Source organism: Nitrosomonas sp. H1_AOB3, assembly GCF_015709435.1.
Classification (GTDB): domain Bacteria; phylum Pseudomonadota; class Gammaproteobacteria; order Burkholderiales; family Nitrosomonadaceae; genus Nitrosomonas; species Nitrosomonas europaea.
Genome location: NZ_CP054389.1, coordinates 1,737,062 through 1,758,630, shown reverse-complemented (window position 1 = coordinate 1,758,630; position 21,569 = coordinate 1,737,062). Strand labels below are relative to the sequence as shown.

The 21,569-nt window shown below is 51.1% G+C and carries 21 protein-coding genes and 2 tRNA genes; 11 read left to right on the top strand and 12 right to left on the bottom strand.

Features of this window, described 5'->3' with window-relative positions:
- Positions 1-51 precede the first annotated feature (51 nt).
- The gene (locus HRU73_RS08305) at positions 52-243 is read right to left on the bottom strand and encodes a twin transmembrane helix small protein (RefSeq protein WP_011112508.1); all 192 of its coding nucleotides are present in this window, start codon (positions 241-243) and stop codon (positions 52-54) included.
- A 156-nt stretch (positions 244-399) separates the two neighbouring features.
- Between HRU73_RS08305 and miaA the strand changes: the two genes are divergently transcribed.
- Entirely contained in the window at positions 400-1,353 is a 954-nt protein-coding gene (gene miaA / locus HRU73_RS08300; RefSeq protein ID WP_287398380.1) for a tRNA (adenosine(37)-N6)-dimethylallyltransferase MiaA, read from the top strand.
- A gap of 151 nt (positions 1,354-1,504) precedes the next feature.
- Here the strand turns inward: miaA and HRU73_RS08295 are convergent.
- The 8 genes from HRU73_RS08295 to def all read right to left on the bottom strand — a co-directional run bounded on the left by HRU73_RS08295 (position 1,505) and on the right by def (position 8,942).
- Positions 1,505-1,580 (bottom strand) — tRNA-Glu (locus HRU73_RS08295).
- Between the two features lie 27 nt (positions 1,581-1,607).
- Positions 1,608-1,683: transfer RNA gene (locus tag HRU73_RS08290), tRNA-Ala, on the bottom strand.
- Between the two features lie 136 nt (positions 1,684-1,819).
- Positions 1,820-3,085: a sigma-54-dependent transcriptional regulator gene (locus HRU73_RS08285; protein ID WP_011112506.1), complete on the bottom strand. Its 1,266-nt coding sequence runs from the start codon at positions 3,083-3,085 to the stop codon at positions 1,820-1,822.
- Positions 3,086-3,326: 241 nt separating this feature from the next.
- Positions 3,327-5,498: a sensor histidine kinase gene (locus HRU73_RS08280; RefSeq protein WP_287398379.1), complete on the bottom strand. Its 2,172-nt coding sequence runs from the start codon at positions 5,496-5,498 to the stop codon at positions 3,327-3,329.
- Positions 5,499-5,509: 11 nt separating this feature from the next.
- The gene (locus HRU73_RS08275; RefSeq protein ID WP_287398378.1) at positions 5,510-6,160 is read right to left on the bottom strand and encodes a DUF4390 domain-containing protein; all 651 of its coding nucleotides are present in this window, start codon (positions 6,158-6,160) and stop codon (positions 5,510-5,512) included.
- Positions 6,123-7,403 (bottom strand): 16S rRNA (cytosine(967)-C(5))-methyltransferase RsmB, encoded by a 1,281-nt coding sequence (gene rsmB, locus HRU73_RS08270; RefSeq protein WP_011112503.1) that lies wholly within the window; start codon positions 7,401-7,403, stop codon positions 6,123-6,125. The genes HRU73_RS08275 and rsmB overlap by 38 nt, the downstream gene beginning before the upstream one ends.
- A complete protein-coding gene (gene fmt, locus HRU73_RS08265) occupies positions 7,400-8,374 on the bottom strand; it encodes a methionyl-tRNA formyltransferase (RefSeq protein ID WP_287398377.1) in 975 nt (324 codons plus the stop codon). The genes rsmB and fmt overlap by 4 nt, the downstream gene beginning before the upstream one ends.
- 61 nt (positions 8,375-8,435) lie before the next feature.
- Positions 8,436-8,942 (bottom strand): peptide deformylase, encoded by a 507-nt coding sequence (gene def, locus HRU73_RS08260; protein ID WP_041356817.1) that lies wholly within the window; start codon positions 8,940-8,942, stop codon positions 8,436-8,438.
- 161 nt (positions 8,943-9,103) lie between these two features.
- Between def and HRU73_RS08255 the strand changes: the two genes are divergently transcribed.
- The 4 genes from HRU73_RS08255 (at position 9,104) to HRU73_RS08240 (ending at position 14,518) form a co-directional block, all read left to right on the top strand.
- A complete protein-coding gene (locus HRU73_RS08255; RefSeq protein WP_011112500.1) occupies positions 9,104-10,132 on the top strand; it encodes a LysM peptidoglycan-binding domain-containing protein in 1,029 nt (342 codons plus the stop codon).
- A gap of 105 nt (positions 10,133-10,237) precedes the next feature.
- Complete coding sequence (dprA, locus tag HRU73_RS08250) at positions 10,238-11,353, top strand: DNA-processing protein DprA (RefSeq protein ID WP_011112499.1); 1,116 nt, start codon at positions 10,238-10,240, stop codon at positions 11,351-11,353.
- A gap of 80 nt (positions 11,354-11,433) precedes the next feature.
- Positions 11,434-11,892 (top strand): Smg family protein, encoded by a 459-nt coding sequence (locus tag HRU73_RS08245; RefSeq protein WP_011112498.1) that lies wholly within the window; start codon positions 11,434-11,436, stop codon positions 11,890-11,892.
- A 127-nt stretch (positions 11,893-12,019) separates the two neighbouring features.
- Entirely contained in the window at positions 12,020-14,518 is a 2,499-nt protein-coding gene (locus HRU73_RS08240) for a DNA topoisomerase III (protein ID WP_276678210.1), read from the top strand.
- A 44-nt stretch (positions 14,519-14,562) separates the two neighbouring features.
- Here the strand turns inward: HRU73_RS08240 and HRU73_RS08235 are convergent, their stop codons facing one another.
- Together HRU73_RS08235 and HRU73_RS08230 are read right to left on the bottom strand one after the other, a co-directional pair.
- Complete coding sequence (locus HRU73_RS08235; RefSeq protein ID WP_011112496.1) at positions 14,563-14,814, bottom strand: hypothetical protein; 252 nt, start codon at positions 14,812-14,814, stop codon at positions 14,563-14,565.
- A gap of 88 nt (positions 14,815-14,902) precedes the next feature.
- A complete protein-coding gene (locus tag HRU73_RS08230) occupies positions 14,903-15,127 on the bottom strand; it encodes a hypothetical protein (protein ID WP_276818661.1) in 225 nt (74 codons plus the stop codon).
- Between the two features lie 45 nt (positions 15,128-15,172).
- On the opposite strand from HRU73_RS08230, the gene aroA reads away from it, so the two are divergent.
- The 6 genes from aroA to pyrF all read left to right on the top strand — a co-directional run bounded on the left by aroA (position 15,173) and on the right by pyrF (position 20,531).
- Positions 15,173-16,468, top strand: a complete 1,296-nt coding sequence (gene aroA, locus HRU73_RS08225) for a 3-phosphoshikimate 1-carboxyvinyltransferase (RefSeq protein WP_287398375.1) — start codon at positions 15,173-15,175, stop codon at positions 16,466-16,468.
- Between the two features lie 180 nt (positions 16,469-16,648).
- Positions 16,649-17,320 (top strand): (d)CMP kinase, encoded by a 672-nt coding sequence (gene cmk / locus HRU73_RS08220; protein WP_011112494.1) that lies wholly within the window; start codon positions 16,649-16,651, stop codon positions 17,318-17,320.
- 105 nt (positions 17,321-17,425) lie between these two features.
- A complete protein-coding gene (gene rpsA / locus HRU73_RS08215) occupies positions 17,426-19,144 on the top strand; it encodes a 30S ribosomal protein S1 (protein WP_011112493.1) in 1,719 nt (572 codons plus the stop codon).
- 8 nt (positions 19,145-19,152) lie between these two features.
- Positions 19,153-19,470, top strand: coding sequence for an integration host factor subunit beta (locus HRU73_RS08210; protein ID WP_011112492.1), 318 nt, complete (start codon positions 19,153-19,155; stop codon positions 19,468-19,470).
- Between the two features lie 148 nt (positions 19,471-19,618).
- Positions 19,619-19,822 (top strand): LapA family protein, encoded by a 204-nt coding sequence (locus HRU73_RS13445; protein ID WP_041356815.1) that lies wholly within the window; start codon positions 19,619-19,621, stop codon positions 19,820-19,822.
- Between the two features lie 13 nt (positions 19,823-19,835).
- On the top strand, positions 19,836-20,531 hold the full coding sequence (gene pyrF, locus HRU73_RS08205; RefSeq protein WP_011112491.1) for an orotidine-5'-phosphate decarboxylase: 696 nt from the start codon (positions 19,836-19,838) through the stop codon (positions 20,529-20,531).
- Here pyrF and HRU73_RS08200 read toward each other — a convergent pair.
- The gene (locus HRU73_RS08200; protein WP_287398374.1) at positions 20,526-21,566 is read right to left on the bottom strand and encodes a phytoene/squalene synthase family protein; all 1,041 of its coding nucleotides are present in this window, start codon (positions 21,564-21,566) and stop codon (positions 20,526-20,528) included. The two genes, pyrF and HRU73_RS08200, sit on opposite strands and share 6 nt — an antisense overlap.
- Positions 21,567-21,569 lie beyond the last annotated feature (3 nt).

Here is a 21,569-nt window from a genome sequence, read left to right as displayed (position 1 = left end):
GCTGTGCCCCGGGTGAAGTTACCAACCCGGACTGCAGAAATTCAGCTTGTTTCAATTGCCGTGAATATATTCGATGTAGACCCATAGCATCATGAGCATGAACAGTACCAGTGAGAGTGTGACCCGGATAGTGAGCGATTTGACCATGCGTGTACTGTCGCCTTTATCCTTGATCATGAAATAAAGTGCAGAGCCCAGGCTGTAGAGGATGGATAGCAGAAGTAGAATGGCAAGTATTTTCAAGTGTTCTCCCGATGGATGACAGACAGTTCCTGCACCGTTTCCGCTGCTTTTACTGCCGTTTGGAAACTCCAGCAGACGATGGTCTAGGCCGCTTATCAGGAATTGGCCTGGAAACCGGTCATCTGCTTTTTTTATTGTAACTGATAACAGTTGGCTGTGAACTATCCTGATATCGAATCCCCACCGGCGATTTTCCTGATGGGACCTACTGCCAGCGGAAAATCTGCTATGGCTCTGGAGATTGCACGACGTTTCCCGGTGGAAATCATTGGTGTCGACTCAGCCCAGGTTTACCGGTTTATGGATATCGGCAGCGCCAAGCCGGACAAACTGATACTGTCGGAAATTCCTCACCATCTGATCGATTTGATTGACCCTGATGAAAATTATTCCGCTGCACGCTTCAGGGAGGATGCTTTGTCGGTGATGCGTGAGATTACGGCACGCGGCAGGGTTCCGTTACTGGTCGGAGGTACCATGCTTTATTTCAAAGTGTTGCGGCAGGGACTCGCTGCATTGCCTCCAGCGGATGATAGCGTGCGCAGAGCATTGGAGCAGCAGGCCCTCGATAAGGGATGGCCTGCCATGCATGCTGTTTTGAGCCAACTCGATCCTGTAACGGCGGGTCGTATCCAGCCGAATGACAGTCAGCGAATACAGCGTGCGCTGGAAGTCTGTTATCTGACCGGCAAGCCCATGTCGGAAATGCTGGAGCAGCAGCAAAATGCCGATTTTCCATTTCGTGTTTTCAATATCGCGCTGCTCCCGGGCGACCGCAGTGTTTTACACGACCGTATCAGTCAACGGTTTGCAACCATGCTGGAAGCCGGTCTGATCGATGAAGTACGCCTGATCCGGGAGCAGTTCCATGTCAACGGCGATATGCCTTCGATGCGGTGTGTGGGTTATCGCCAGGTTTGCATGTACCTGGACAATGAAATCAGCTTTGCCAGAATGCAGGAAACGGGTGTTTTTGCGACCCGGCAGCTGGCTAAACGTCAATTGACCTGGCTGAGGTCGATGAGCGGACTGCAGATATTCGACTGTCTGGAAAATAGACTGGCCCGACAGATAATCGATTTTATCCAGGCGCAGCGCCTTTTCTCCTGATTGGTCGGGCGGTTACTGATTGTAACTGATGGAGGATACAGACTGAATTACGTAACGGAAGCGGATAACAGGTAACAACCTGATTTTGCGACCGCTCGGTAGAACATATCGGGCAGATTATATGAATATACTGCTGACGCCGGAATGATGATGGCGTCCCCAAGGGGATTCGAACCCCTGTACCCACCGTGAAAGGGTGGTGTCCTAGGCCTCTAGACGATGGGGACCAAGATTGACAGGTGAGGCAAACAAGCTGGTGGAGATAAGCGGGATCGAACCGCTGACCTCTTGCATGCCATGCAAGCGCTCTCCCAGCTGAGCTATACCCCCGAGCAAAACAAGTCGGCAATTATACTGACCACCCCCTTTGTTGTAAAGCAGCGTGTCATAATCGCGACCTGCAATTATATTTCTGGCAGGGGAAGGCTGCTCCCGTACGTACTGGTCGATAGCAGATCCGTTTTCGCTAATAGTTCTGGCTGCGTGGCTTGATGCCCAGTGTTTTGATTTTCCGGTAAAGATGAGTGCGTTCCAGGCCGGCTCGTTCAGCAACACGAGTCATATTGCCACCTTCCTGCTCGATCAGCTTTTCAAAATAATTTTTCTCAAAGATGTCTCGTGCTTCACGCAGCGATATGTTGAGCGGAATGTCTGAAACAACGGAAACCGCTTCTCGTGAGGAAAGGGTCAGGGCCTGCTGCACAGCATCGACGGAAATTTCATCGCCGGTGCAGGTCAGTGCGAGCGAATGCACGATGCTGGTCAACTGTGCGAGATTTCCCGGCCAGTCATAATTGCGCAGGGCATTCAGTGCCGCTGTGCTGAAGTGCATGAGGGGTATTTCTCCCGATTCGATCCAGCCTGAGAGCAGCTGACTGGCCATTTCCGGTACGTCTTCACGATGGGCCCGCAAGGGCGGGATAGTAATACAGAGGTTGCTCAGTATCTCAAACAACCTGGGATGATACGTACCTTGTGCGGTGAGCTCTGCCAAAGGACGTATCGTGGCGCACACCAGCCGGACGCCGTATTGTTCCAGTTTGCCGAGCAGCAGCAGCAGGCCTTTTTGTTCGAGCTTGCTCAGATCTCCGACTTCTCCGAGGAAGAGCAACCCTCCTTTTGCCTGTTCCAGTTGGGTCAGGGGGCTTTCAGCGAGGAATGAGCAGGATTCCGGTACTATCCAGGCCGTGTTGGGGCGATGCAGGAATCGTGCGCAATGTTCTACACCGACACCGGGTTCTCCCGTCAGCAGGACAGGGATTTTGAGATTCTCTACCTGCTCGAGTTTTTTTCTGAGTTCCGTGATCAGTCCGCTGTGCCCCAGATTGGACAGGGAAAGGGTGGGGGAGAATTTGTGCTGCTTGCCACCGCGCATGACTTGCCCGACGGTATTCAGCAGTTTCTGCAGCGGGATCGGTTTTTCCAGGTAGCCGACTGCACCGACGCGTGTGGCTTCTACTGCCGTATCGATCGTGCCGTGCCCTGACATCATGACGACCGGCATGGTCAGGAGGCCGTTGTTTGCCCAGTCTTTCAGCAGCGTAATGCCATCTGTATCCGGCATCCAGATATCCAGCAGCACCAGATCGGGGCGGGTCTGGCTGCGATAATTTCTTGCCTGCTCCGCATTTTCCGCCAGCGCAACGTTATAGCCTTCATCTCCCAGTATTTCGGATAACAGTTCGCGTATTCCCAGCTCATCATCTACAACGAGAATCGTGTTATTGGCCATGTGATCCTTGTCCTTTTTCTATAACCGGAATGTGAGTTTTCAACATTTCAGCTGGAGTGTTACCCTGAAATTTGCGTCGTTTGAGATCTTTGGTTCTGTTGTCGATCATCGGGTATTTCTGGCAGAACGGCTGGTTCTGTCATTGTGCCTTGCATGTTTTCTGTGTGCAAAACTTTGTAACTGTACCCATTCAATTGATTTGCTCCTCCCTATACGGCAATGATCAACCTGGCCTTCAGATTCAGGCAGCTTTGGTTGAGGGTTGCGGGGTACTGCAGGGTAAAGCAGGCAGGGTAATTGAAATCTGAGCGCCATGAGGCTGGATGTTTTGTATTTTGATCGTGCCGCTGTGCTCATCCACGATTTTCTTGACGATTGGCAACCCCAGGCCGGTTCCTCTCGGTTTGGTCGTGACATAAGGTTCAAAGGCATGTGCTCTGACTTGCTCCGGGAATCCCTTGCCGTTGTCGATCACACTCAGCTCGATACCGTTGCTCACGGATCGGGTCTGCACGGTAATTCTGGCATCTTCCATGCCGATCAAAGCGTCCTGCGCATTCTGTAACAGGTTATGTATGACCTGCCGTAATCTTGCCGGATCTCCCCGAACAGGAGAAATTTCTCCCGCCAGTTCCAGGGTAATGGGAGGTTGCGGTGATTCATTCTCAGTATTGTCGCTCATCTGGTAAAGCGCCAATACTTCCCGCACCAGACGATTGACATCCACCTGGCACAGTTCGAGCTCGGGCACACGTGCATATTCCCGGAATTCATTCACCATTCTTTTTAGTGCCTCGACCTGGCTAACGATCGTTTCGGTAGAACGTTTCAGTATTTTTGCGTCCGGTTCGTCAAGTTTGCTGACCAGCTTGTGCTGCAGGCGTTCGGCGGATAACTGGATCGGAGTGAGCGGGTTTTTGATTTCGTGTGCCAGGCGCCGCGCCACTTCTCCCCATGCCACGGTACGCTGGACCTGCAACAGGCTGGTAATGTCATCGAATACCACCACGCCACCGCCGCCGGATGCCTGGGGCAGACGGGAGCCACGCAGCAACAGAACCTGTTCTTTGTCTGCAGTGAAGTGCAATACCTGTCGCTGCCATTCACCGGCTTCCTCGGAATCGAAGCCACCTCTTATTTCGGCGGCCAGTAACCTCAATCCTGATTCCTGCTCGGCACATTCTTCCACGGTCAGCCCTTCGAAACTGATCAGTGGAATCTGCAATATCTGCTCGGCGCTCTGGTTGACTGCACGTATTCTCAATGCTTTATCAAAGACGATGACACCTGATGACAGATTGGCCAGAATATTTTCAAGATAGGCGCGCGCGTTCTCGACTTCCTGCTGGTGCTGCTGTGCGATTGTACGTGCGGCTGCCAGTTGCTCGGTCATGAGGTTGAACGATTCCGTCAGGATACCGAATTCATCCGTACTGTGAACCTGGTGTCGCCGGCTGAAATCGCCCTGCGCCACCGCGCGGGTTCCTTCGGCCAGCAACCCCAGTGGAGCACTCAGTTTTTCACTGATCAGGAAAGCACAGGCGAGTGCCGAAAACAATGCCAGCAGCAAAGCGAGGGTCAGCGTGGCGCTGTACAGCCGTGTCAGTCCCTGGCGGGACAACATCAATTCCTGATAATCACTGAAACCGGCCTGAACTATCTCGGCATTGCGTGCAATGGAGGGGGGTACACGCTGCAGCACCTGTAATACCCGGATATCTTCTTCAGCGCTCAGTACATTGACCGGAACGAGCACCCGCAAGTACAGGGTATTATCGGCGAGCGTTTCGACTGCGCTGTAGTTTTTCTGCATCCGGATATGCCGCATTGCTTCCGTATTGGGGATCTCAGGAAACAGTACGGCATCATCCAGGCTGGTGAAGGCAATGACTTTTCCTTCCTGATTGAACAGGGTGGCTTCCTGGATCTGGGACTGGATCAGAAGCTGATTCAGGACAGTCAGAGGGAACGATGCCGGTTCTGCCAGATCGAGTGCGGCTACCTGTGCTTTTTTCTGCAATTCTTCCAGCAGGTTGTCCAGTATCGTCTGACCCAGTGTCAGGCCACCTTCCAGCGCTCGATCCACCTTGACGTCGAACCAGGATTCGATACTTTTTTCCAGAAACTGTACTGAGATACTGTAAATCAGCACACCGGGAAGGATTGCCATCAGTGAAAACACCATCAGAAGCCGCAGCGCCAGTTTAGAACCGAATTCACCCGTTTTGAGACGGCGTCGTAACCGCCCGAGCAGGAACCCCACGACCCCGATCAGGAGCAGCAGGAAAATTGTGATGCTGACGATCAGCCAGCGATAATGACGCTCGAAGAATTCAGTATTGGCTCCGGCTGAAGCCAACAGGTACAGCATGACGGCACTCAGCCCTGCAACTACGAAAATAACGTATTTCATAAACTGGTTTTCTAATGAAGGCCAGACTCATTGCCGGCATCAGATGCAGGCGGAAATTTGATCTGCCAGATTTTTCTTTTGGAGCTGAGATTCCAGTCCTCGGTATCGAGCCACTCCAGTTGAAAAGGTTTGGATAAACGTGAGATGTCCAGCCATATCTGTAGAATAGCCGTATAGGTGGTGTCGGGCAGGAGGGGTTGATTCTCCCTGATCAGCATATCCGGCTGGTGTCCCAACGCCTGTAATGCGGCTTTCAGTGTTGGAAAATTGCGTGGCTGCCCGTGCTGAGTCAACCGATACTGTCTGGTCAGTGCCTGATAGCTGAGTTCGATTCTTTCCTTGGAACGGGCGACTTCTTCATCCAGCCAGTACCAGCGTGGTTTCATGATCAGAAGCCGGGTGACGAAATAAAGATCGACTCCTTTTTTAAGAGCCTGCTTCATCGTTCTGCTCAGATCGATGTTGGCTTCGACATCGATCTGAAAACTTTCGCCGGATTTTCTGACATGGAAGGATTCGATTTCTATATGTCCTTTTTCGGCGGCAAGGGTGGCAGGCGACAGCAGCATGACCAGCAATAAAAATATCAGGTTGCGCCAGGGGCGCCTGATAGTGGCAAACAGGTCAGTTTTTCCGGAATAAAGCATAAAAGAAGCCATCATGATGTGATCCCGGCAGTAACTGGCCACGGCCGAGCATCCCGTGAGAACAGGGCAATCTGCTGGCATCCTCGTGAGTCGTGAGGAATTTGTCGGCAACTGCATCGTTTTCTTCATTGAACACTGAGCAGGTGACGTACAACAGCTTTCCTCCACGTTGCAGTAGTGGCCACAGCCCATTCAATATCGCCGTTTGTGTCTGAGCGAAGTGATCGATATCTTCAGGTCTTCTGAGCCATTTGATGTCCGGGTGGCGGCTGATCACGCCCGAAGCCGAGCACGGAACATCGGCCAGGATTCGATCATACAGTTGACCATCCCACCAGTGTGACGGACTCATTGCGTCACCACATACCAGCTGGTAACCGGCTATTTTCAAGCGGGAGAAATTTTCTTTCAACCTGGCGAGCCGGTCTTCCTGTTTATCCAGTACGGTTAATTCAATGTTCTCGGCCAGTTCGGCGAGATGAGTGCTTTTGCCGCCCGGCGCTGCACAGGCATCCAGTACACGCATACCTGCTTCGACATCCAGCAGGGGAGCGGCAAATTGTGCACCGGCATCCTGCACGGTGACCAGTCCTTCGGAGAATCCCGGTAATTTCTCCACGGCGACCGGTCTGGAAAGCCGCAAGGCAGTATCCCACAGCCATTCGGAGTCGATATTCTGCGCATCCAGCATTGCCTGATAGTGGTCGACCGAAGTGCGCAACCGGTTGACACGCAAAATCATGGCGGGGTGTTCATTGCCCGCGAGCAGTATGGCCTCGTAATCCTGTGGGTATTGCTGACGCAGTTTGTCGATCCACCATTGCGGATAGGAATAGCGGGCGATGTCGTCGTTTCTGATCTGATCCGGCAGAGAAGTGCGCTTACGCATGAAATTGCGCAGTACGGCATTGACCAGTCCTGATACCGCGGGATTGCGTGTGATTTTCCGCGAAGATGAAACTGCATGATCGACGATGGCATGTGCCGGTGCCTTGCTGTAACGAAGCTGATACAGAGCGACGGCCAGCAGGTAATGAAGCTGTTTGTCCTGCACCGGTTTGTTCAGTAATTTGTGGAGAATGGCATCGAGTTGCCCGTAATGGCGGAGCACGCCATAAGCAATATCCTGAATGGCACCACGCTGCTGAGGGGTGAGATGGGAACCGGTCTGCCAGATATTGCGTAATACTTCGGTCAGATTGGCACCAGCGAAAACTTCCCTGATCGCCTGCACAGCCAGTAATTGAACTTCGATCATGTTTCAGAGGCGCCCTGGTTATCCTGTGTCGCCTTATGGAAACTTTCCCCGGGGTGTAGCGGGTGTCCGGCAAGGAATTGTGCAGCGGTCAGTTTTTTTCCGCCTGCTTTTTGCAGGATATCGATGGATAAAGCATCACGGCCGCATGCAACCACGATGCCATCAGGATCGACAGTGATGATTTTCCCAGCCTGATGAGAGCTATTGTGATTGACGTGGCTGACGATACGAGCTTGCCACAGTTTGATCGTGTTTCCCTGCAGATGGGTAAATGCACCGGGGTGCGGGTCGAATGTCCGGATCATCCGGTCGATATATGCCGCATCGCATGTCCAGTCGATTTCGGCCTCAATTTTCCGTATTTTTGCCGCGTAACAGGCGTCCACCTCATTCTGCGGCTCAGAGATGAGTCTGCCCTGATCCAGTAATGTCAAGGCTTCGACGATACATTTGCCACCGAGGTCAGCCAGTTTGTCATGCAGGGTCGCCGTCGTATCGTACGGTTCAATGGGGAGCGACCGTTTCAGCAGGACTGCTCCGGTATCCAGTCCCTGATTCATCTGCATGATGGAGATGCCGGTTTCTGTATCACCTTCCAGCAGGGCGCGCTGAATGGGCGCAGCGCCCCGCCAGCGCGGCAGCAGGGATGCATGAATGTTGATACAGCCATGACGGGGGATGCGCAATACCGCCTCCGGCAGCAGCAATCCGTAGGCTGCGACGATCATTACATCAGGTTTGAATGTGGCGAGTTGTGCCTGTATGTCTGACGATTTCAGCGTTTCCGGCTGTAACAGCGGGATATCATATTGCTGTGCCAGTATTTTGACCGGGCTTGCCTGCATTTTCATGCCGCGTCCGGCTGGCCGGTCCGGTTGAGTCAGGGTGAGGATGATATCGAATCCTGCTTTCTGCAACTCCTCCAGCGCTCTGGCCGCGAAGTCCGGTGTACCTGCAAAAATGATTCTCATGCGTGACGGTGTTCGCTGGATGAATGTGAGTTACCGGAGCAGGAACACTGGCTGAATCCGATCAGGCAATTTGCCTGCGCGCCTGTTTTTTCAGCTTGCTCAGAATGCGGGATTGCTTGAAGGGTGACAGGTATTCGACAAATACTTTTCCCATGAGATGATCCATTTCGTGCTGGATACAAACTGCCAGCAGCCCGGATGCGTCCATTTCAAAGGATTTTCCATCAATGCCGGTTGCCCGGACGGTAACTTCCTCGGCACGGGTGACCTTGTCAAAAATACCGGGTACCGAGAGGCACCCTTCCTGTGTTTCCGCGTTTCCGCTGCTGGCGATGATCTCCGGATTGATCAGCACCAGCAGCTCATCGCGGGTTTCGGAGACATCGATGACGATTATCCGCTGGTGGACATCCACCTGGGTAGCCGCCAAACCTATACCTGGTGCGGCGTACATGGTTTCGGCCATGTTACTGACCAGAGTGCGTATTTCCCGGGTGATGGAGGGCACTTCGGTTGCAATCTTGTGCAATCGTTCATCGGGGTAGCGGAGTATGTTCAGAATTGCCATAACAAATTTGCATAATTCGGATACTAGGATTCTGGGAAGCGGTTCTATCATTGTGCACCGGCCGATTTTCTGACTAACCCGGTGTTCTGTCCAGTCCGGTAAGGCTTGTGATGACAGATTGCCTTACTTTTCGGGTATTTCGATGGAGATGAAGAACCCTTATGCGCACTTTGACAATTATATCCGTGATTTTGTTTACCAGTCTGTTTTCTGGTCTGTCTTTCTCAGCTGGCGAAATCGGATTGCGGGATGACATTCCGGATCGCTACCAGGTCGTTCCCGGTGATACGCTCTGGGGAATAGCCTCCCGCTTTCTCAAGGAGCCCTGGCGCTGGCCGGAAATCTGGCAGATGAACCGGGGGCAGATCAGGAATCCGCATCGGATTTATCCTGGAGATGTCATCATCATCGAAAACACCCGGTATGGTAAGCGCCTGAGAATGGCGAGTGAGAAGGGTGTCGTCAGGCTCTCCCCTCGGATTCGTGCCGAGGAATCGGCTATGCGGGCTATTCCCGTTATTCCGGCTGCAAAAATCGAGCCTTTTCTGAATCAGCCACTGGTCATCGAAAAAGGCAAACTGGATAGAGCACCTGTGATACTCGGGGCGAGTGACGATCGTGTGATTCTGAGTACCGGTGACAAGGTTTATGTGGGTGATCTACCTGCCGATCAGGGCGTGATTTGGCAGGTATTTCGCAATGGGAAAGCACTGACCGACCCTGACTACGATAACCGTATCCTTGGTTACGAAGCCGTTTATCTGGGAACGGTCGAAATCACCGATTTTGCAGTGATCAGTACGGCGAAGATTTCCCGTTCCGTGCAGGAGATCCTGAAAGGTGATCGCCTGTTGCCGCTTTCATCTGCCAGAATCGATGATTATCTGCCGCATGCACCTGATTTTCCGGTAACGGCCCGGATCATTTCAGTCTATGGCGGTGTGAACGAGATCGGGGAAAATATGATTGTGACGCTCAATCAGGGTAGTCACGACCGGATCGAGCCTGGACACGTGCTTGCTGTTTATCGCAAGAATGATATACGGTCGCACGAGGGAAAGCCGGTCAGTCTCCCGGATGAACGTATTGGCCTGGCGCTGGTTTTTCGTGTATTCGATACAGTTTCCTACGCGCTGATCATGCAGAGCACTCAGGCGATCAAGGTGATGGATGCCGTGAAAACTCCCTGACAAGGTACAGCAAAGTTACTATACTCGCCCTTTTGTCTACCGTTACTCAGAAAATCAACCTTCGGATTCCGGAAGCCAGGTAGTCATCAGGTGAGTTTTTCTTCTATGCAGATCGATCAGGATATCGAATCCTGGCTGCGCCTTGGCCTGACTGAAGGCGTGGGAGGAGGTGCTTTGCGCCGGCTGCTGATTGCCTTTGGTGATCCGGCCAGGGTACTCGCTGCCAGTCGGCCTGCGCTCGAAGGCGTCGTAAAAAAACCGGTTGCCACCAGCATTTTTCTCCGCAAGGTGGATGAAGAGAGACTGGCCAGGACCATCAAATGGCTGGAAGATCCTCTCAATTCACTGATTACACTGGCAGATTCGGATTACCCGAAGCTTCTGCTCAATATATCCGATCCTCCTCCCATACTTTATTTCAAGGGTCAACGGCAATTTCTGGCGCAGCCGGCAATGGCAATGGTCGGCAGCCGTAATGCGACACCACAGGGGCTTGCAAATGCCGATGCCTTTGCCGAGGCTGCCAGTAACGCAGGATTTTGCATCATCAGCGGTCTGGCGCAGGGTATCGATACGGCCGCCCATCAGGGAGGATTGCGTGGCGCATCTTCCAGTATGGCCATTGTCGGAACCGGACTTGATCTTGTCTATCCATCGAGAAACCATGAGCTTGCTCATAAACTGGCAAATGAAGGCGGGTTGATTTCAGAGTTTCCGCTGGGGACGCCAGCCATAAGCCGGAATTTTCCACGCAGAAACCGTATCATCAGTGGCATGTGTCATGCATGCCTGGTTGTGGAAGCCACGCTGTACAGCGGATCGCTGATTACCGCCAGACTGGCACTGGAACAGGGGCGCGAAGTGATGGCGATACCCGGTTCCATTCATTCCCCTTTGTCAAAGGGCTGTCATGCACTGATCAAACAGGGGGCAAAACTGGTCGAGAATATTCAGGATATTCTGGATGAGCTGCACTACCAGCCCCAGCCTGTGCCGCGATTTGAATCTGTTGCGGATGAGGGTGGCGGGACAGGTGTACTAACGGGGGAGGGCGATGATACCGGGCTACTGATGTATTTTAGCTACGATTCCACCGATATTGATACACTTTGCGCGCGCAGTGGCTTGACGGTTGAAACAGTATCCGCCATGCTATTGGGCTTGGAGCTGGAAGGCAGGATAGGCAGCCTTCCTGGGGGGAAGTATCAGCGTATCCGTTGATTCAGTGGGTATCAGGCTATAATCACCGCCCTGTTAAGTGTCTTATAGTGGTTTTAATCCAGAATCACAGTGCAGAAACTATGTTCGATATTCTCGTTTATTTATTTGAAAATTATTTCGATGCCGGAAATTGTCCGGATTCTGCCACGCTGACACGAAAACTGACCATGGCTGGCTTTGATGACGAGGAAATCACGCTGGCGCTCGACTGGTTGTCTGATCTTTCCCGCCATGATGAAGAAGGCTATCTGGCCGGGTTGGCAGAAAGTGATTCAATGCGCCATTTTACTGAAGAGGAAATGGAGATCATCGATACGGAAGGGCGCGGGTTCATTTTCTTCCTTGAACAGGCGGGTGTCATCAATCCTTTACAGCGTGAATTACTGATTGATCGGGTCATCCGTATGGATGGCGATACTGCCAGTATAGAAAAAATAAAACTGGTGGTACTGTTTGATCTTTGGATTCAGAACCAGTTGACTGACCGCAGTATCGTTGAGGGGTTGTTCGTAGTCAGTGATTCTCACCAGCGGCACTGATCCCTCGCAGACATTCCTTCCTGATCCATTAATAAATAATTGATTCCCGGTAAGCCGGGTAGTTTGATCGACTGACGCAGCCTGCTCGTCAGTTGCCCGCTGCGTCTGCAGTAGCATGTAAATATCTATGAGTAAAAAACTGATCATTGCCGAAAAGCCTTCTGTTGCCAGTGACATTGCGCGTGCCCTGGGTGGGTTTGTCAAGCAGAAGGATTATTTTGAGAGCGATGAGTTTGTGGTGTCCTCGGCAATCGGGCATTTGCTGGAGCTGATCGTCCCGGAAGAATATGAAGTCAAACGGGGAAAATGGAGTTTTGACCATTTGCCTGTTATTCCTCCGCGTTTTGATCTTGCTCCGATCGAAAAGACGACAGATCGTCTGAAGCTGCTCAGCAAACTGATCAAGCGAAAGGATGTCGATATGCTGATCAATGCTTGTGATGCTGGGCGTGAAGGTGAACTGATTTTCCGTTACATCGTGCGCCATGTCGGCAGCAAGAAACCTATCAAGCGCTTGTGGCTGCAATCCATGACCCCGTCAGCCATACGCGAAGCTTTTGCAAATCTGTTGAATGATGCTGAAGTACAGTCTCTGGCAGATGCGGCTGTCAGCCGATCAGAGGCGGACTGGCTGGTGGGAATCAATGGCACACGTGTCATGACCGCATTCAATTCACAGGAAGGTGGATTCCATAAAACTACGGTCGGTCGGGTACAGACACCGACACTTGCCATACTGGTCGAACGGGAAGAAGCGATCAAAAAGTTCGTGGTGCGGGATTACTGGGAAGTTCATGCTACTTTCCAGGCAGAAAGTGGTGTTTATAAAGGAAAGTGGTTTGATGAAGGTTTCAGTAAGCGTAAGGATGAATCTGAATCCAGAGCAGATCGAATTTGGGACCATGCCAAGGCAGAAGTAATCCGTGATAAATGTGCAGGACGAACCGGGGTCGTTACCGAAGAAAGCAAGCCATCCCGGGAAAATTGTCCTCTGCTGTACGATCTGACCAGTCTGCAACGTGATGCCAACAGCCGTTTCGGTTTTTCCGCCAAGGTGACATTGGGGCTTGCGCAGGCGCTGTATGAAAAACATAAGGTGCTGACTTATCCCCGTACTGATTCGCGTGCGCTTCCGGAGGATTATCCGGCGATCGTCAAAGAGACGCTGCAAGTGCTGAAGGGATCACGTTACGACCGGTTTGCCAGCCAGATTCTGGAATCAGACTGGGTAAAGCCGAACAAGCGAATCTTCAATAATGCCAAGGTTTCCGATCACTTTGCAATCATACCTACTGCCCTGGTGCCAAAGAAACTCAATGAAGCGGAGGAGAAACTCTACGATCTGGTCACCAAACGTTTTCTGGCGATTTTTTATCCGGCAGCAGAATTTCTGATCACGACCCGTATCACGCGCGTGGAAAATGAACCTTTCAAAACAGAAGGCAAGGTGTTGGTACATGCCGGCTGGCAGACGGTTTATGGCAAGGTGGAATCCGCCCAGGGGCAGGAAGAGGAATCGGTACTGGTGGCAGTCACACCGGGCGAGACAGTACTGGCACAGGAAGTGGCAGTCGTGGCCGGTAAGACACGTCCTCCTGCCAGATATAATGAGTCTACGTTGCTGTCAGCGATGGAAGGTGCCGGAAAACTGGTGGAAGACGAAGAATTACGTGCAGCCATGAGTGCCAAGGGGTTGGGTACGCCTGCTACGCGTGCCGCCATCATAGAGGGATTGATTCACGAAAACTATGTCGAGCGTTCAGGAAGAGAGTTACAGCCGACAGCCAAAGCATTTTCGCTGGTGACGCTGTTGCGGGGGCTCAAAATTCCAGAGCTGATTTCTCCCGAGTTGACCGGCGACTGGGAATTCAAATTGCGCCAGATCGAGCAGGGTCAGCTCAAGCGTGATGTTTTCATGGAAAAGATTGCGGCGATGACGCGTCATATCGTCGAACAGGCCAAGAATCATCGTGATAAAACCATCAGCGGGGATTTTGCGACACTCCAGGTACCTTGTCCCGGATGTGGTGGGGTGATAAAAGAAACGTACAAAAAATTTCAGTGTCAGCAATGTGATTTTGCATTGTGGAAAATTCTGGCGGGGCGACAATTCGAGGCAGCGGAAATGGAGACATTGATCTCTACTCGTGAGATTGGCCCTTTATCGGGTTTCCGCAGCAAAATGGGGCGTGCGTTCAACGCAATTGTCAGGCTGACGGACGACTATGAAATGAAGTTTGATTTTGGCAATGAGGCTGATCAGGCACAGGAAAAAGTCGATTTTTCAGCGCAGCAACCACTTGGAAAATGTCCTCAGTGTGGTCACTCTGTTTATGAACACAAATTGCTTTATGTTTGTGAAAAGTCGGTTGGAGCGGGGGCTTCCTGCAGTTTCAGAACCGGGAAAATTATCTTGAATCGTGCTATTGAGGCGGAACAGGTAGTCAAGTTGCTACAGACAGGAAGAACGGATCTGCTGGCTGGATTTGTTTCCAGGAAAGGGCGGCCATTTTCTGCTTATCTGGTCGTAGGGCCGGCAGGAAAGATCGGGTTCGAGTTTGAACAGAAAAAAACAAAGAGCAAACCTGCTGATACTGTTCCGGAAACCGGTAAGGCTGCTTCCTGATCTGGTTGGCAGTTTTCTTGCGTATTTCCGGAATAGTGATCGGGTCAGGCATAGACGTAGATAAGGTAACGTACAATACCTGACACGGCAGTGATGAGAATGGACAAACTGCCTACCAGTGCGAGTCCTTCGATAATGAAGAAGGTCAGTGCATGACCAAGGCTTTTGTATTCTATTTCTCCTGTTTCATTGCGCCTCCGATCCTTGCGAACCTTGGTCCAGTAGAGAATCATGAAAGCGATCGGAAGGGCCAGAATTGAGTAAAGCAGGGTAGTTATCGGTGCGGTATCTTCCATCTGTTGACCTCGTTAAATATGAATGAAATGAGTATAAGAAAAGGGGGGTATTGTATTTGATCTGCGGTAGCTTTAGTAGACGGTTGCGTCAATGTCCGGCATCCCTGGAAAAACAGGTTGGTTTACCGACAAAGCTGTTCAATAAGAAGTGTTGTAATAAGGAATTTTTTGGATGTGTTGCTGAAGAGCGGCGTTGAACGACATGAGAACGGGTTTGCCAGATTGAATATACTTTTTTATCCAGAACATGATCTGCGAAATCAGATTTATCAACATCCTCAAAATTATTGGGCCGGTGAAAGGAAATTTTCATGCAGTAGCTGGCCTTTGTTTTATGCCTGCAGGAGATCGCTAGTTTATGCAATGGCTTGATCTTCCGCATGTACAGCGTGCACAAGGTAATGTACGCCTGCCGGGTTCTAAAAGTATTTCCAACCGCATTCTTTTGCTATCTGCGCTGGCTGAAGGCACTACGATGGTCAGCAACCTGCTGGAGTCCGACGATACCGGGCGGATGCTGGATGCATTAAGGTTGCTCGGGGTGGCGATCGTTCGCACCGATGATGGCAAATACCGGGTGGCAGGATGTAAAGGGAAATTCCCGGTAAGAGAAGCCGAACTGTTTCTGGGAAATGCCGGGACGGCTTTTCGTCCGCTGACTGCAGTGCTGGCATTGATGCAGGGTCATTATCGTCTTTCCGGTGTGCCACGAATGCACGAGCGTCCGATCGGAGATCTGGTGGATGCATTACGCCAGATCGGGGCTGTAATCACCTGTCTTGAGCATGAAGGTTTCCCGCCGCTGGAGATCCATCCGGCGGTAATTCGTCCAGGTAATATCTCCATCAAAGGGAATATTTCCAGCCAGTTTCTCAGCGGATTGCTGATGGCGCTGCCGCTGACGGGCGAGCCGGTAACCATCGTTGTCAGTGGTACGCTTATTTCACAGCCTTATGTGGCACTCACGATTGCACAAATGGCACGTTTCGGCGTGCAGGTCAAACAGGAATCCTGGCAGCGCTTTATGCTGCCCGAAAATCAGACTTATCGCAGTCCGGGAAAGATTGCAGTCGAAGGAGATGCATCCTCTGCTTCTTACTTTCTTGCGGCTGGGGCCATTGCGGGTGGTCCGGTACGGATCGAGGGTGCGGGGAGTGACAGCTGTCAGGGAGATATCCGCTTCGTTGAAGCACTCGAGGCGATGGGAGCACGTATCAGCATGGGGAGTGACTGGATAGAATCCGGTGCTCCTGATGGCAGGGCCTTGAAGGCGATTGATTTCGACTGTAACCATATTCCTGATGCAGCCATGACACTGGCGACAATGGCCTTGTTTGCACGAGGTACTACCACGCTCAGGAATATTGCGAGCTGGCGAGTCAAGGAAACCGACCGGATTGCAGCGATGTCTGCGGAACTGCGCAAACTGGGTGCCCGGGTCGAGGCAGGAGATGATTTTCTGCGAATTACGCCACCCGATGGTCCGCTTACTGCGGATGCCGTTATCGATACTTACGATGATCACCGGATGGCCATGTGTTTTTCCCTGGTGTCATTGAGTGTGCCGGTGCGTATCAATGACCCGGGGTGTGTGGCTAAAACTTTCCCGGATTATTTCGAGAAATTTGCAGCCATTACCCATACTCCTTTCTGAGAGTACATTGAGTCAGGAATGATCGATACTGGAAGAAACCACGGATGATGTCCGTGGAGGATGGTTCTGGACGAATGTTTTCAGGTATCCGGTGATCTTTGTAAAATAATAAATAACATCAGTATCTTAAGGGAGAAAACAGAATCCCAGAGCCTGTCATTTGGCCGGGGTCGACAGATTATGGATAAACAGAATGTACCGGTAATTACGCTGGATGGCCCTTCCGCATCAGGAAAAGGCACGATTGCCCGCCTCGTATCACAGGCACTTGGATTCCACTATCTTGACAGTGGCGCACTCTATCGTCTGGTAGCGCTGGCAGCCATGAAGCGCAATACGGATGTCAGTGATGAACACAGCATGGTCGATATTGCCCGGCATTTGAATGTCTCTTTCAGAGATTCATCGATCTGGCTGGAGGGAAAGGATGTCAGTGATGAAGTACGGGCAGAGGCGTGCGGGGAGTATGCTTCCAGAATCGCTCAGTATTCTGCGCTCAGAGTAGAACTGCTGGGGTACCAGCGGGATTTTCGCAAATCGCCGGGTCTGGTGACTGATGGGCGTGATATGGGCTCGGTCATTTTTCCTGACGCCACTTTGAAAATCTATCTCACGGCAAGTGAGGAGGAGCGTGCGCTCAGGCGCCATAAGCAGTTGATGGAGAAGGGAATAAATGCTAGTATCGCAGACCTGATCCAGGCGCTTCGGGCGCGCGATGAGCGTGACAGTAGTCGTTCCACGTCGCCGTTGCAGCAGTGCGAAGATGCGTGTCTGCTGGATACTACCGGCCTCAGTATAGATCAGGTTGTCAGTAGGGTATTGAATATGTATGCTGAAGCCCGGAAAGCTTGAGCTGCTTGGAGTTTGAGTTTTTAAGCCATTTTTTTCTTTTTTATTAACCAACCAACCTGTCCCCTCTGTTTTTCGGGGAATTGTTTACGATCGGATATTTTTTAAATGACTATTGCAACCAGTGTAGCGGGCTCTTCGGAAAATTTTGCCGAACTTTTCAATGAAAGCCTTTCGCATAAAGAAATGCGTGTGGGCGAAGTGATTACTGCCGAGATCATTCGTGTTGATTACAACTTCGTCGTGGTCAATGCAGGGCTTAAATCCGAGAGCTATATCCCGATTGAAGAATTCAAAAATGACAGAGGTGAGATTGAAGCCCGCGAAGGTGATTTTGTCAGTGTGGCTATCGAAGCACTTGAAAACGGATTTGGTGAAACCCGTTTGTCGAGAGACAAGGCAAAACGCCTGAATGCCTGGTATGAACTGGAAGAAGCCATGGAAAAAGGCAAGATCGTTACCGGCATGGTCAACGGGAAGGTAAAAGGTGGACTGACGGCCACGATTAACGGTATTCGTGCTTTTCTGCCAGGTTCTCTGGTGGATATTCGCCCGGTCAAGGATATGACGCCTTATGAAAATAAGGAAATGGAATTCAAGGTAATCAAGCTAGATCGCAAACGTAATAATGTGGTCGTATCCAGACGTGCCGTACTGGAAGAAACCCAGGGTGCAGATCGGGATGAGTTACTGGCCAGTCTGCAGGATGGTGCGGTCGTTCAGGGAATCGTCAAGAATATTACGGATTATGGTGCATTTGTGGATCTGGGCGGGATCGATGGCCTGCTGCACATTACCGACCTTGCCTGGCGCCGTGTGAAACATCCGACCGAAGTCATCAATGTGGGCGATGAAGTGACTGCCAAGGTTCTGAAATTCGATCAGGAGAAAAACCGTGTTTCTCTGGGATTGAAACAGCTTACGGAAGATCCGTGGATTGGTCTTTCGAGACGTTATCCCCAGGGTACACGTATCTTCGGTAAAGTTACCAATATGACCGATTACGGTGCCTTCGTCGAAATCGAACAGGGGATCGAAGGTCTGGTACATGTTTCGGAAATGGACTGGACCAACAAAAATGTCTATCCATCCAAAATTGTGCAGTTGGGCGATGAAGTCGAAGTCATGATTCTTGAAATCGACGAGGATCGTCGACGTATTTCTCTGGGGATGAAACAGTGCAGACCCAATCCCTGGGAAGAGTTCTCACTTAGTCATGAGAAAGGTGACAAAGTTACCGGGCAAATCAAATCGATTACAGACTTCGGTTTGTTCATCGGATTACCAGGCAACATCGACGGTTTGGTACATTTGTCTGATCTTTCCTGGAATCAGCCTGGCGAAAAAGCAATCAGCGAATTCAAGAAAGGGGATGAAGTTGAAGCAGTGGTGTTATCCATTGATGTAGAGAAAGAACGTATTTCTCTGGGCATTAAACAACTGGAAGGCGATCCTTTCAATATTTATGTTGCCTCGCATGATAAGAACAGTATCGTCAAGGGTACCGTCAAATCTGTTGACGCCAAAGGTGCTGTTATTGCGCTGACTGACGAGGTAGAGGGTTATTTGCGTGCTTCCGAGTTCTCGCGCGACAAGATCGAGGATATTCGTTCCCGTGTCAATGAAGGAGATGAGATCGAAGCGATGATCATCAATATTGATCGCAAGAACCGGAGCATCAGTCTGTCAGTCAAGGCAAGAATTCAGGATGAGGAAGATAAAGCCGTCAAATCACTGGCCTCGGTGTCCAACCCTGCCAGTGCCGGTACGACTAACCTGGGTGCGTTACTCAAAGCCAAGATAGACAGCAAATCGTCAGAAGAATAAGGCCGGTTATGACGAAGTCTGAACTGATTTCCAAGCTGGCAGAACGCTTTCCTCAGTTGCTGGCAAAAGATGCTGAACTGGTCGTCAAGATCATTCTGGATGCGATGGCCAAGAGTCTTTCCAGAGGAGAGCGTATCGAGATTCGTGGATTTGGCAGTTTTGACCTGAATTACAGACCTTCGCGTGTTGGCCGTAACCCGAAATCGGGTGAGAAGGTTCATGTTCCGGAAAAATACGTTCCACATTTCAAGGCTGGTAAGAAGATGCGTGAACTGATAGATTCCGGCCCTAAACAGCACAAAGTGCTCGATCGCGTTACGGGTTGAGCACTTTTCTCGTCGTGTGGATTGGGAAAGTATGGTTTGAGGGAGCTGGTTTTATACTTTCCCTGTTCGATATAGTGCGGTTATCAGTGTATTTTGACGATTCTATTTTTCTGTTTTACCTTTCTGAGCCGAATCAGATGAAATACGCATGTTTATGACCCTTCTACGCCTGATTGTCTTTTTGTTTCTGCTCAGTGTCGCTGTCAAGAATTCCGGGATGGTGACAATACACTACTACCTGGGGATGGAATGGGAAATCCCTCTAGTAGTAGTGCTTTTCCTCTGTTTTACTGCGGGCACCTTATTCGGGTATCTGTCCTGCTTCATCAAAAAAATCCGTAAGAAATCCTGATATCCTCAGTGGTATGAATGACCCGCGTATCATCGTCGCACTGGATTTTCCCGATCAGTGTACAGCATTGAATTTTGCTGCCGGGCTGGATAGTACGCTTTGCCGGGTCAAGGTCGGGAAAGAGCTGTTTACTCTGGCGGGTCCGCAATTGGTCGAGAAATTGATGAAACTGGGTTTCGATGTATTTCTCGATCTGAAATTCCATGATATTCCCAATACGGTTGCTGCAGCTTGCAGTGCTGCGTCAAGCCTTGGTGTATGGATGGTCAATGTACACGCGCTGGGAGGGAGTAAAATGCTGCTTGCAGCCCGACAGGCCCTGGATGGGAAAAGAACCAGACTCATTGCCGTTACCCTGCTCACCAGCCTGAATCAGAATGATTTGAGTGAGTTGGGTATAGCTGATACACCGGAAACAATGGTGCAGCGACTGGCTTTGCTTGCCCAGCGTTGTGGTCTGGATGGCGTAGTTTGTTCAGCGCTGGAAGCGGTTAGCCTGAGAGAAGTGACTGGTGAGGATTTTTGTCTAGTTACTCCGGGTATCCGATCATTTGGTGACGGTAACGATGATCAGGCGAGGATTGCAACACCGGCAATGGCAATACGTAGTGGGGCCAGCTATCTTGTGATCGGCAGACCCATCACCCGATCACCGGATCCGCTCGGAGCACTCCGTCGATTCAATGACGAGGTCGCTTCAGTTTTATGATCGGACAATCTGTACTTCTGGCAGATTCCTGGATGATATTGCAAAAATTTTCTTGAGTGCCCAATCCTGACTGGCTAAGAGGCTAGTAATCAGGACGGTTGCTCTAACACTCCGGCGAGAGATTTTTACTTCTCTTCCCGTTATAAAATCCCGTTTGTGGTTGATTTTGTTTAGGGTCAATACTGCCATGCCGATCGCCCACAGGCAGAATCGGCGTACCCCGGCTTCATGTGACGGAATCAGGCAGGTGTAGGCCAGGGCGTTCTGCAAGTGTGTCTTGGCGATCCCGATCAGAGTGCCCAGACCGGCATGGAAACCTCGCTCGGAGCAACCTGGCTGTAAATCGTTCAGATCAAATCCTTCTTGCAGGAAAATATCTCTTGGCAGCCAGCAGGCACCCCGTTTTCTGTCTTCCCAGATATCTTTCAGGATATTGGTCATTTGCAACCCCTGTCCGAAAGAGACTGATAATTGCATCAGCGTCGGTTTGTGCTGGTTGATTTCCGGGGAGTAGTCACAGAACAGTTCGGTCAGCATTTCACCGACGACACCGGCAACATGGTAGCAATAGCGATCCATCTCGGCCAGATTCTCGAGTCCCGACAGAGATTCGCTTTCCTGGTATGCGGCCATTCCCTGCCCCATGATACGTATGCAGCGTTCCAGTGCCTGGCGTTGCACCGGGTTGAAGCTGTGAGTCATGCGTATGACGGAAGGAGTATGTTTGATGAGATCGTGTTCCGCTGGAATGGTATGTTCCGAAAGCAGGGGATACAGGGCTCGGGCAAATGTTTCTGCCTCGACTGTTCCGCTGACGACCTCAATGAACATCTCGGCCAGTTCGCGTGTTTGCTCCAGTGTCAGGGCACTGTCATCTTCAACGGTATCGACTATGCGACATAACAGGTAGGCGTTTCCTACCACCTCACGCAACGCTGGCGGCAGTTGCGGGATGGTCAGTGCAAAAGTACGCGATACGCCCTGTAGTATGTGTTCCTGATAGCGCACATCATCGAGTGTGGCAATGTTCGACATGGT